Origin of the sequence: Mycobacterium marinum (assembly GCF_003391395.1) — a bacterium.
In the GTDB taxonomy this organism is placed as follows: Bacteria; Actinomycetota; Actinomycetes; order Mycobacteriales; family Mycobacteriaceae; genus Mycobacterium; species Mycobacterium marinum.
The window spans coordinates 5926606-5938333 of record NZ_CP024190.1; the positions used below are offsets into that span (position 1 = coordinate 5926606).

Here is an 11728-nt window from a genome sequence, read left to right on the forward strand (position 1 = left end):
ACATGGCTTCACCGCTGACAAAAGGCAGCGAACCATCGTCGCTTGTCAGAGTAATGAAACGTGTTCTAGCCTGACCACATGGGTAACCCGGTAATCGTAGAGGCGACGCGCAGTCCAATCGGCAAGCGCAACGGATGGCTGTCAGGCCTGCACGCGACCGAGTTGTTGGGGGCGGTTCAGAAGGCATTGGTGCACAAGGCCGGGCTCTCGTCGGGTCTACAACCCGGAGATGTCGAACAGGTCATCGGCGGTTGCGTGACGCAGTTCGGGGAGCAGTCCAACAACATCAGCCGAGTGGCGTGGCTGACCGCCGGCCTTCCCGATCATGTCGGCGCCACCACTGTCGACTGCCAGTGCGGCAGCGGCCAGCAAGCCAACCATTTGATCGCCGGCCTGATCGCGATCGGGGCCATCGACATCGGCATTGCCTGCGGGATCGAGGCGATGAGCCGGGTGGGCCTGGGCGCCAACGCCGGGCCGGACCGCTCCGCAATCCGGGCCAAGTCCTGGGACATCGACATGCCGAACCAGTTCGAAGCCGCCGAGCGCATCGCCAAGCGCCGCGGGATCACCCGCCAAGACATCGACGCGTTCGGACTCGAATCCCAGTTGCGCGCCAAGCGCGCCTGGGACGAACACCGCTTTGATCGCGAAATCTCACCGATCGAGGCCCCAGTGCTCGATGAGCAGAAGCAGCCCACCAGCGAGCTGCACATGGTCTCTCGGGACCAGGGTCTGCGCGACACCACCATGGCGGGCTTGAGTGAGCTCAAGCCGGTAATGGAGGGCGGCATTCACACCGCGGGCACGTCATCGCAGATTTCGGACGGCGCGGCCGCCGTGTTGTGGATGGACGAGGAAAAGGCCAGGGCACTCGGTTTGCGCCCACGCGCCCGCATCGTCAGCCAGGCGCTCGTGGGCGCCGAGCCGTACTACCACCTGGACGGGCCGGTGCAGTCGACGGCAAAGGTGCTCGAGAAGGCCGGGATGAAGATGGGCGACATCGACATCGTGGAGATCAACGAGGCTTTCGCATCGGTGGTGCTGTCCTGGGCGCGGGTTCACGAACCCGACATGGCCAAGGTCAACGTCAACGGCGGCGCGATCGCCCTGGGCCACCCGGTGGGATGCACCGGCAGCCGGTTGATCACCACCGCACTGCACGAGCTGGAACGCACCGACCAGAGCACCGCGCTGATCACCATGTGCGCGGGCGGGGCCCTGTCCACCGGCACCATTCTCGAGCGAATCTAGCCGTTCGGTGCGTGTCTCCGACGAGCGTCGCATCGAGGCCGCGCAGGCCTACATCGACGCGCTGGTCACCCATGACGCCGCGGTGGTGCCGTTCGCGGCCGGCTGCACCCGGATCGAACAAGGCATTCGAAACGGGTTCTCCGGCAATCACCTGCGGCGCAGCCTCAATCGTGGACCGCAGTACCGGGTGATTGCCGATACGACGCCGCCGGACTACCGCATCGTCGGCGATCGGGTGCATGCGGAGTACGACGTGTTGACCAAGGCCGCTTTCGGGAGCCGCCGTATCGCCTCACGGGTCGTCGAGACCTTCGTGATTCCCGCCGACAGTCCCAGCGGTAAAGCCGAGATTGCGCACATCAACGTCCGTTTCCGCCCATTCATTCAGCGATAGCGTGAGGGCACCGGCCGCCGAATGACCCGCGCCGTCAGCCACCAGCGACCTTAGGATGTTGTCATGCCGAAATCACCTCCGCGGTTTCTGAATTCGCCCTTCACCGACTTCTTCATCAAGTGGATGTCGCGCATCAACACCTTCATGTACCGCCGCAACGGCGGTGAGGGCCTGGGCGGCACCTTCCAGAAGATTCCCGTCGCGCTACTGACCACTACCGGCCGCAAGACCGGCGAGCCGCGGGTTAGCCCGCTGTATTTTCACCGCGACGGCGATCGGGTGATTGTCGCTGCGTCCAAAGGTGGTTCGGCAAAAAACCCGATGTGGTACCTCAACCTCAAGGCCAACCCCAAGGTGGGGGTGCAGATCAAGAAGGAAGTGCTCGACCTGACCGCGCGAGACGCCACCGACGAGGAGCGCGCCCGGTACTGGCCGAAGTTGGTGGACATGTATCCCTCCTATGAGGACTACCAGTCCTGGACCGACCGGACGATTCCGATCGTCGTCTGCGAGCCCTAGCCCGAGAAGAACGCCCGACGCTTGAATCGGTGTGGCCGGCGATGACTAGGCGCCGTACACCGGAACCGATGGCCTTGACTTGGCCAGCAGGTCGGCCACCACAAGGCGCAGCTCGGCGGGATCCCACTTGGCACCTTTGTCGACCTCGGGTCCGTGCGCCCAGCCTTCGGCTACCCGGATCACGCCGCCCTCGACCTCGAAGACCTTCCCCGTCACGGCACCGGCTTCGGCGCTGGCCAGCCATACCACCAGCGGGGAGACGTTCTCCGGAGCCATCGCGTCAAAACCCTCGTCGGGTTTGGCCATCATCTCCGCAAAGACCGTTTCGGTCATGCGGGTGCGGGCCGCGGGCGCGATCGCGTTGACGGTGACCCCGTAGCGCCCCATCTCGGCCGCGCCGACGAGCGTCAACGCCGCGATACCGGCCTTGGCGGCGCTGTAGTTGGCCTGCCCGACACTGCCTTGCAGTCCCGCACCGGAACTGGTGTTGATGATCCGTGCGTCAACGGTCTTGCCCGCCTTGGAAAGCCCGCGCCAATACGACGCCGCATGTCGCATGGTGGCAAAGTGGCCCTTGAGGTGCACGGCGATGACGGCGTCGAATTCTTCCTCACTGGTGTTGGCCATCATCCTGTCGCGCACGATGCCTGCGTTGTTGACCAGAACGTCCAGGCCACCGAACGTATCGACGGCGGTCGAAATCAGGTCGGCCGCCTGCTGCCAGTTCGATACGTCGGATCCATTCGCGACGGCTTCGCCACCGGCTGCAGTGATCTCGTCGACCACACCGTGAGCCGCGCTGCCGCCACCGGCGGGCGAACCGTCCAGGCCCACCCCGATGTCGTTGACCACCACACGCGCACCTTCGGCCGCGAAAGCGAGCGCGTGTGCGCGCCCAATCCCGCCACCCGCTCCGGTGACGATGACGACCCGTCCGTCGAGCAGGCCCATACTCGTTGCTCCTCTTCTCGTTATTTGTTGGCGCTGGATGCAGCCAGATACGGCGGCGGCTCGCCGCCACCGTGCACCTCGAGCGTGGCGCCACTGATATAGGAAGCCAGATCGGAAGCCAGAAACGCTGCGGCCCAGCCGATGTCCGCCGGTTGCGCCAGCCGCCCCAACGGGACGGTGGCGGCCACCCGGGCGATCGATTCGGCGTCGCCGTAGAACAATTCCGACTGCTCGGTCGCCACCATGCCGACCACCAGCGCGTTCACCCGGATCTTGGGCGCCCATTCGACCGCCAGCGTGCTGGTGAGGTTCTCAAAGCCGGCCTTGGCCGCGCCGTAGGCGGCCGTGCCCGGCGTCGGACGACGCCCGCTGACGCTGCAGACGTTGACGATCGACCCGCCAGTTGGCTGTTCTTGCATCAGCCCATAGGCATGCTGCGAAACCAATAGCGGCGCAAGCAGATTGAGTTCGACTATTTTGCTGTGGAACCTGGGGGTGGCCTCGGCCGCCAACGCGTAGGGCGACCCTCCCGCGTTGTTGACCAGCACATCGAGCCGTCCGTGCCGTTCGGCGATGGACCCCATCAGCCGCTTGACCGAGTCTTCGTCGCGGATATCGCAACAGTGAAACTCATGAGGCGAGTTCTCGACAGCCCGGCGCGCACAGGTGATCACCGTCGCGCCCTGCTCCGCAAAGACCGAGCTGATACCGGCGCCTACGCCGCGCACGCCGCCGGTTACCAGAACTACCCGGCCGACCAGTCCGAGGTTGATGGCTTGGGCTGCTGCGGCGCGGGTCACTGCGCAAGCGTACCAAGCAAGTGCTTGCTTAGGTACCCAACCCCGTGCGGGAAGGCTCGAGTGGCGGTCAGGTCCACCACCGCCGAGCCCTACGGCGCGTGGGGGCCAAGCCCGCCGCTGCCGCCTTTGCCGCCCAAACCACCGATCGGCGGGATGTCGGGTGGCTCGCCGGGCAGACCGTCGAATCCGGCCCCGCCGTGTTGGTACATCACGCCATTGATGTAGAGGTCACCGCCGTCGCCGCCGTTACCGCCATCGCCACCCCGCGCCGGTGGGATGAGACCGGATCCGTATGCGCCTCGGCCCCCGTTGCCGCCGTCGCCACCCCACCCGGCGTTGCCGCCGTAGGCGTCGCCGCCGCGACCACCGTCACCGCCGTCACCGCCCACTCTGCCGAAAAGCCGAAGTGTTGTTGGGCCGCTCCCGCCGTTGCCACCGTCACCGCCGTCACCACCGTTGAAACCGCGACCACCATTGCCACCGTTACCGCCCCAACCTTGTGGGATAACTCCATGGTCGGTGGTGGAGCCGTTGCCACCGTTTCCGCCGTCGCCGCCGTCGCCGTCGATTCCAGCGACGCCCTGACCGGCTCTGGTGGACCCGTCACCGCTTAGGCCGCCGTAACCGCCCAGGTTGCCATAGCCGCCGTTGCCCCCGTCACCACCGTTTCCGCCAATCACGCTCGCCAAAGTGGCGGCGTTAACGCCGTTAGCTCCGTCGCCACCGCGCCCGCCATTGCCCCCGGCGCCGCCGTCGCCACCCACGCCGCCAGCACCGGGGGCGCCGTCGTGATATCTCGGCGCGAGGGCATGACCGCCAGCGCCGCCGTCGCCGCCGAATCCGCCGAGGCCGCCGCGCCCCCCGTCCCCACCGGGACCGCCCGCCTTTCCGAACTGCGGCGACTCCACCGCGTCTTTGCCGTCGCCACCGGCGCCGCCGTGGCCGCCCTCGCCGCCGATTCCGCCGGCGCCGCCGCTGCCGCTGAGTTGTCCACCGTCGCCGCCGATTCCGCCCGCACCGCCCCGGCCGCCAAGGCCACCCTGCGACCCAGGGTCACCCCAAGATTGGCCGGCCGAGCCGGGGCCGCCGGCCCCGCCGATGCCGCCGGTTCCGCCGGTACCGCCGTTGCCGTAGTCCCCGGCATTGCCGCCCTTGCCGCCGGGCCCGCCATCGCTGCCCCGCCCGCCGGGCGCTCCGGTGGCCCCGGGGCCACCATCGCCACCACGGCCACCGTCACCGATCCCGCGAGCATCCCCACCCGGACCACCCGCACCACCGGCCACGGTGGGGTCCAACGAGGCCGCCCCGGGACTACCCGGCCCGCCATCACCGAACACCAAACCCCCATCACCACCGGCCCCGCCGGCCATCATGGCCGCACCCGAGTTAGCCCACCCGGCCCCACCGGCACCACCAGCACCGATCAGCCCGGCATCCCCACCACGGCCGGCCGCACTGGTGGCCGTGGCCGCCGCCCCCGGGCCGCCATCACCGAACAACCAGCCCCCGGCCTGCCCGGCGCCACCATCGACACCCGCGACCCCCGCCGCCCCGTTGCCGATCAACTCCCGGCCGGTCAACGACGCAAACGGCGCATTGACCAACGGATCGAGCAGCTCACCCGCCGGAGTGGCCAGCCAGGCCTGCCCCAGCGTTTGCACCGGCTCCGCCAACACCTGATACTGCCCATCGGCCACCGCCGCCGCCGCGGCGGTCTCGGTCTCCAGATAGGCGGTCCTGGCCGCATCCAGGATCTGCACGAAACGCTGATGGAACTGCTCCAACTGGGCGCCGAAGAGCTGGTAGTCCTGCCCCAGACCGCGGAACAACCCCACCACCGCCACCGACACCTCATCACCGCCGGCGGGCACCATCGTGGTGGTCGCCGCCGCCGCGGCCGCGTTGGCCACCCCGATCGAGGACCCGATACGCGCTAAGTTCCCCACCCCGTCGGCCACCACCTGCGGGGCCACCCTGACCAACGACACCACACCCACCGCCCCTTCAGCCCACCACACCCAACACCGATCGGCCGACGATATCGACGCAGGTCAACGACCTATCCGCGAATCACCAAGATCACCACAACACGAAAAACACCCACCCCCGCCACTACCCCGACCCCCGTCGCAGCCCACCCACCACCGACTGCACCACCACCCCCCAACCACACCCCACAACGTCTCACCCATGAGAAAACGTGTGCACCCGGCCTTGCCTCCTGTTGATGGCCTTGGCCACTGCGAAGCGGTTCGCTGTGCTAGCGTCCCAAGCAAGTGCTTGCTTAGGTAGCCCACCCCATAAGGAAGTCCCCAGTGACCATCACGTCCACCACCGCTGAACCGGGGATCGTTGCGATCACCGTCGACTATCCGCCGGTCAACGCCATCCCATCGCGCGGTTGGTTCGAACTCGCCGACGCCCTGACGGCCGCCGGAGCCGACCCGGATACCCGAGCGGTGATCCTGCGGGCCGAGGGCCGCGGCTTCAACGCCGGCGTAGACATCAAGGAAATGCAGCGCACCGAAGGCTTCACGGCACTGATCGACGCGAACCGTGGCTGCTTTGCGGCCTTCCGCGCGGTATACGAATGTGCGGTGCCGGTGATCGCTGCGGTCAATGGGTTCTGCGTTGGCGGGGGCATCGGATTGGTCGGCAACTCCGATGTCATCGTCGCCTCCGAGGACGCCACCTTCGGTTTGCCGGAGGTGGAGCGGGGCGCGCTCGGCGCCGCAACCCACCTCTCCAGGTTGGTTCCACAACACTTGATGCGGCGGCTGTTCTTCACCGCCGCCACCGTGGATGCCGCCACCTTGCACCACTTTGGCTCGGTGCACGAGGTGGTGCCCCGCGCCGAACTCGACGAATCCGCTTTACGCGTGGCCCGTGACATCGCCGCCAAGGACACCCGCGTTATCCGTGCCGCCAAGGAGGCGCTGAACTTGATTGATGTGCAACGGGTTAACTCCAGCTACCGCATGGAGCAAGGATTTACGTTCGAGCTCAACCTCGCCGGAGTCGCCGACGAGCACCGCGACGCGTTCGTGAAAAAGTCATGAGCAACAAGACAACCACCCTCGATGACGCAGTCGGGCACTTGCGCAGTGGAATGACCATCGGCATCGCCGGCTGGGGTTCACGGCGCAAGCCCATGGCCTTCGTGCGGGCCATCCTGCGCTCTGACGTCACCGACCTGACGGTGGTCAGCTACGGCGGCCCCGACGTCGGACTGCTGTGTTCGGCCGGCAAGGTCAAGCGGGTCTATTACGGGTTCGTCTCATTGGACTCACCCCCCTTCTACGACCCGTGGTTCGCCAAGGCCCGCACCAGTGGTGCCATCGAGGCCCGCGAAATGGACGAGGGCATGCTGCGCTGCGGGCTACAAGCGGCCGCACAACGCCTGCCGTTCCTGCCGATCCGCGCCGGGCTGGGCAGTTCGGTTCCGAACTTCTGGGACGGCGAGCTGGCCACGGTCACCAGTCCCTACCCGGCCCCGGAAGGCGGCCACGAGACCCTGATCGCCATGCCGGCGCTGCGCTTGGACGCGGCCTTTGCGCACCTCAATCTCGGCGACTGCCGTGGCAATGCCGCCTACACCGGGATCGACCCGTACTTCGACGACCTTTTCCTGATGGCCGCCGAGCAGCGCTTCCTCTCGGTGGAGCGCATTGTCACCACCGAGGAACTAGTCAAATCCGTACCGCCCCAAGCGATGCTGGTGAACCGGATGATGGTCGACGCGGTGGTGGAGGCCCCCGGCGGCGCCCACTTCACCACCGCCGCGCCCGACTACGGCCGGGACGAGAAATTCCAGCGCCACTACGCCGAAGCGGCGTCGACCGACCAGGGGTGGCAACAGTTCGTGGCCACATACTTGTCCGGCACCGAGGCCGATTATCAGGCAGCGGTGCGCGAGTTTGGAGCGTCATCGTGAGTACCCGGGCCGAGGTATGCGCCGTCGCCTGCGCCGAATTGTTCCGCAACGCGGGTGAAATCATGGTCAGCCCGATGACGAACATGGCGTCGGTCGGAGCGAGGTTGGCCCGACTCACCTTCTCACCCGACATCCTGCTGACCGACGGGGAAGCCCAGTTGCTGGCCGACACGCCACCTTTGGGCAAGACCGGACCGGTCGAGGGCTGGATGCCCTTTGGCCGGGTCTTCGAGACACTGGCCTGGGGACGCCGGCATGTTGTGATGGGCGCCAATCAGGTTGACCGTTACGGCAATCAGAACATCTCGGCGTTCGGCCCGCTGCAGCATCCGACCCGGCAGATGTTCGGCGTCCGGGGATCGCCCGGCAATACCATCAACCACGCAACCAGCTACTGGGTCGGCAGCCATTCCAAACGAGTGTTCTGCGAGGCCGTCGACATCGTCTCCGGAATCGGCTACGACAAGGTCGATCCCGACAACCCCGCGTTTCGGTTCGTCAACGTCTACCGGGTGGTGTCCAACCTGGGAGTGTTCGACTTCGGCGGACCCGAGCAAACGATGCGGGCCCTGAGTTTGCATCCCGGAGTGTCCCCCGACGACGTTCGGGAAGCCACCTCATTCGAGGTACACGGCCTCGAGGACGCCGAACAAACCAGGACTCCCACCGACGGGGAACTGCAGCTGATCCGCGAAGTCATCGATCCGAAAGCGCTGCGCGATAGAGAGATTCGTTCATGAGATTGCGCACGCCGCTGACCGATCTGGTCGGCGTCGAGCACCCGGTGGTGCAGACCGGGATGGGTTGGGTGGCCGGTGCGCGGCTGGTCTCGGCCACAGCGAACGCGGGGGGCCTGGGAATCCTGGCTTCGGCCACCATGACCTTGGACGAATTGGACACTGCCATAGGCAAAGTCAAAGCCACCACCGACAAGCCTTTCGGAGTGAACATCCGCGCCGACGCCGCCGATGCGTCGGACCGGGTCGAGTTGATGATCCGCGAGGGTGTCAAAGTCGCATCCTTTGCCCTGGCCCCCAAGCCCGAGCTGATCGCGCGGCTCAAGGAAGCCGGAGCCGTCGTCATCCCATCGATCGGCGCGGCCAAGCACGCCCGCAAGGTTGCGGGCTGGGGCGCGGACGCCATGATCGTCCAAGGCGGTGAGGGCGGCGGACACACCGGACCGGTCGCGACGACGCTGCTGTTGCCCTCGGTGCTGGACGCCGTCAAGGGCACCGGCATCCCGGTGATCGCGGCAGGCGGTTTCTTCGATGGACGCGGGCTGGCCGCCGCGCTTTCCTATGGCGCGGCAGGCGTGGCAATGGGCACCCGTTTCCTGCTCACCTCGGACTCCACCGTGCCCGACGCGGTGAAACGACGCTATCTTCAGGCCGCGCTGGATGGCACCGTCGTCACCACCCGGGTCGACGGGATGCCACACCGGGTGCTGCGCACCGGACTGGTCGAGAAATTGGAAGGCGGATCGCGAGCGCGGGGCTTTACCGCCGCGATCCGCAACGCCGCGAAGTTCAAACAGATGTCGCAGATGAGCTGGGCGTCGATGATCAAAGACGGCCTCGCCATGCGACACGGCAAAGAACTGACCTGGTCACAGGTGGTGATGGCGGCCAATACCCCGATGTTGTTGAAGGCCGGTCTGGTCGACGGCAACCCCGAGGCGGGGGTACTGGCATCGGGTCAGGTCGCCGGAATACTCGATGACCTGCCGTCGTGTGCGCAATTGGTCGAGTCGATCGTGCACGACGCCATCGAACATCTACGGGCCGCCGCAGCGCTGGTGGAGTAGTTGACGCGTGTCGACTACGCTTCTTCAGCTATGTCGACCATCGACGCCGTGAACCGAGCGGCACCGGATTCGTCTGCGCATCACGCTCTGCCCGATCCTGGCGAGACGGTGCCTAAGCTGGCCCTTCCCACCCTTGGGATCTTCCTGGCCGCACTCGGGTCCTTTGTCCTGACGACGGTCGGCTACATCGACGGTTGGGTCCCGTTCTGGGTGACGATTCCGGTCAACGCCGCGGTGACCTTTGTGATGTTCACCGTCGTGCACGACGCCTCGCATTACTCGGTCAGCTCGGTGCGCTGGGTGAACGGGTTGTTCGGGCGGCTGGCTTTTCTCTTCGTCGGTCCGGTGGTCGCCTTCCCGGCCTTCGGATACATCCACATCCAGCATCACCGCCACTCCAATGACGACGTCGAAGACCCCGACACCTTCGCCTCTCATGGTTCGCCGTGGCTGCTGCCGTTGCGCTGGTCGCTGGTGGAGTACTACTACCTCAAGTACTACATCCCGCGTGCTCGTAGCCGACCGGTCGTCGAGTTTGCCGAGACGCTGTTCATGTTTGCGTTGAGCATCACCGGCTTGACCATTGCGATCGTCACCGGCAATTTCTGGACGTTGGCGGTGGTCTTCTTGATCCCGCAGCGCATCGGACTCACCGTGCTGGCATGGTGGTTCGACTGGCTGCCTCATCACGGGCTGGAGGACACCCAGCGCACCAACCGCTATCGCGCGACCCGCAACCGCGTCGGTGCGGAATGGCTGTTCACGCCGGTGCTGCTGTCGCAGAACTACCACCTGGTACACCATCTGCACCCGTCGGTGCCGTTCTACCGGTACGTGCGCACCTGGAAGCGCAACGAAGAGGCTTACCTGGAACGCAACGCCGCGATCTCCACGGTCTTTGGCCAGCAATTGAATCCGGACGAGTACCGGGAGTGGAAGGAACTCAACGGCAGGCTCGCCAAGCTGTTGCCGGTGCGGATGCCGGCCAGGTCGAGTTCGCCGCACGCGGTGCTGCACCGCATCCCGGTCGCATCGGTGGACCCCATCACCACCGACAGCACGCTGGTGACGTTTGCGGTGCCCGAAGACCTGCAGGACGCCTTCCGCTTCGAGCCGGGCCAACACGTGACGGTCCGCACCGATCTTGGCGGGCAGGGCGTCCGTCGCAACTACTCGATCTGCGCTCCGGCCACTCGGGCCCAGCTGAGGATCGCCGTCAAACACATTCCGGGCGGCGCGTTTTCGACTTTTGTGGCCAACGACCTCAAGGCCGGCGATGTGCTGGAGCTGATGACGCCGACCGGCCAGTTCGGCACGCCATTGAATCCGTTGGAGCGCAAGCACTACGTCGGACTGGTGGCCGGCAGCGGGATCACACCGGTGTTGTCGATCCTTGCGACCACGCTCGAGATCGAAGCCGAAAGCCGGTTCACCCTGATCTACGGGAATCGCACCAAGGAATCCACGATGTTCCGGACCGAGCTGGACCGTCTCGAGTCACGCTATGCCGACCGGCTGGAGATCCTGCACGTGATGTCCAACGAGCCGCTGCACACCCCAGAGCTACGCGGACGCATCGACACGGAGAAGCTCAACAGGTGGCTGACGAGCAACCTGTCCCCAGAAACGGTGGATGAGTGGTTCATCTGCGGACCAATGGAAATGACCACCACGGTGCGTGACTCGTTGATCGAGCACGGGGTCGACACGGAGCACATTCACCTGGAGCTGTTCTTCGGTTACAACACAGCACCGGCGACCGATCACGGGTACGAGGGCGCAACCGTGACCTTCACCCTGTCCGGGCGGCAGGACACCTTCGATCTGACCCCCGGAGACTCGATCCTGGAGGGCGCGCTACAGCGGCGCAGCGATGCACCCTATGCCTGCATGGGCGGAGCGTGCGGCACCTGCCGAGCCAAACTCATCGAAGGCAACGTGGAGATGGACCACAACTTCGCGCTTGGTCAGGCCGAACTCGACGCGGGTTACATCTTGACGTGTCAGTCGCACCCGACCACACCGTTCGTGGCAGTCGACTACGACAGCTGAGGCGCCCATCGCGCCGGACG

11 protein-coding genes are annotated in these 11728 nt (G+C 66.1%); 8 read left to right on the forward strand and 3 right to left on the reverse strand.

The annotated features are described in order from the left end of the window. Positions 1 to 78 precede the first annotated feature (78 nt). From CCUG20998_RS25085 to CCUG20998_RS25095, 3 genes are all read left to right on the forward strand, one after another. A complete protein-coding gene (locus CCUG20998_RS25085) occupies positions 79 to 1254 on the forward strand; it encodes a steroid 3-ketoacyl-CoA thiolase (RefSeq protein ID WP_012396557.1) in 1176 nt (391 codons plus the stop codon). 7 nt (positions 1255 to 1261) lie between these two features. Beyond that, the gene (locus tag CCUG20998_RS25090) at positions 1262 to 1648 is read left to right on the forward strand and encodes a DUF8021 domain-containing protein (protein ID WP_038580977.1); all 387 of its coding nucleotides are present in this window, start codon (positions 1262 to 1264) and stop codon (positions 1646 to 1648) included. 63 nt (positions 1649 to 1711) lie between these two features. Then, on the forward strand, positions 1712 to 2167 hold the full coding sequence (locus CCUG20998_RS25095) for a nitroreductase family deazaflavin-dependent oxidoreductase (RefSeq protein ID WP_012396559.1): 456 nt from the start codon (positions 1712 to 1714) through the stop codon (positions 2165 to 2167). Between the two features lie 45 nt (positions 2168 to 2212). On the opposite strand, the gene CCUG20998_RS25100 is transcribed toward CCUG20998_RS25095, so the two are convergent. The 3 genes from CCUG20998_RS25100 to CCUG20998_RS25110 form a co-directional block, all read right to left on the reverse strand. Further along, entirely contained in the window at positions 2213 to 3118 is a 906-nt protein-coding gene (locus tag CCUG20998_RS25100) for an SDR family oxidoreductase (protein WP_038580980.1), read from the reverse strand. A 20-nt stretch (positions 3119 to 3138) separates the two neighbouring features. After that, positions 3139 to 3918, reverse strand: a complete 780-nt coding sequence (locus CCUG20998_RS25105) for an SDR family oxidoreductase (RefSeq protein WP_038580983.1) — start codon at positions 3916 to 3918, stop codon at positions 3139 to 3141. Between the two features lie 89 nt (positions 3919 to 4007). Further along, the gene (locus tag CCUG20998_RS25110) at positions 4008 to 5906 is read right to left on the reverse strand and encodes a PE family protein (RefSeq protein ID WP_116268346.1); all 1899 of its coding nucleotides are present in this window, start codon (positions 5904 to 5906) and stop codon (positions 4008 to 4010) included. 327 nt (positions 5907 to 6233) lie between these two features. On the opposite strand from CCUG20998_RS25110, the gene echA20 reads away from it, so the two are divergent. Genes echA20 through CCUG20998_RS25135 form a run of 5 tightly spaced genes read left to right on the forward strand, consistent with a single transcriptional unit; the run spans position 6234 to position 11708 of the window. Then, on the forward strand, positions 6234 to 6977 hold the full coding sequence (gene echA20, locus CCUG20998_RS25115; RefSeq protein WP_020730809.1) for a (7aS)-7a-methyl-1,5-dioxo-2,3,5,6,7,7a-hexahydro-1H-indene-carboxyl-CoA hydrolase: 744 nt from the start codon (positions 6234 to 6236) through the stop codon (positions 6975 to 6977). Then, on the forward strand, positions 6974 to 7852 hold the full coding sequence (gene ipdA, locus CCUG20998_RS25120) for a cholesterol ring-cleaving hydrolase subunit IpdA (protein WP_020730810.1): 879 nt from the start codon (positions 6974 to 6976) through the stop codon (positions 7850 to 7852). Before echA20 ends, ipdA begins: the two co-directional genes overlap by 4 nt. Then, positions 7849 to 8592: a cholesterol ring-cleaving hydrolase subunit IpdB gene (gene ipdB, locus CCUG20998_RS25125; protein ID WP_015357401.1), complete on the forward strand. Its 744-nt coding sequence runs from the start codon at positions 7849 to 7851 to the stop codon at positions 8590 to 8592. Before ipdA ends, ipdB begins: the two co-directional genes overlap by 4 nt. Then, the gene (ipdC, locus tag CCUG20998_RS25130; protein ID WP_020730811.1) at positions 8589 to 9656 is read left to right on the forward strand and encodes a (3aS,4S,5R,7aS)-5-hydroxy-7a-methyl-1-oxo-octahydro-1H-indene-4-carboxyl-CoA dehydrogenase; all 1068 of its coding nucleotides are present in this window, start codon (positions 8589 to 8591) and stop codon (positions 9654 to 9656) included. The genes ipdB and ipdC overlap by 4 nt, the downstream gene beginning before the upstream one ends. Positions 9657 to 9686: 30 nt before the next feature. Continuing rightward, entirely contained in the window at positions 9687 to 11708 is a 2022-nt protein-coding gene (locus CCUG20998_RS25135; protein ID WP_020730812.1) for a fatty acid desaturase, read from the forward strand. The last annotated feature ends 20 nt before the right edge of the window (positions 11709 to 11728 follow it).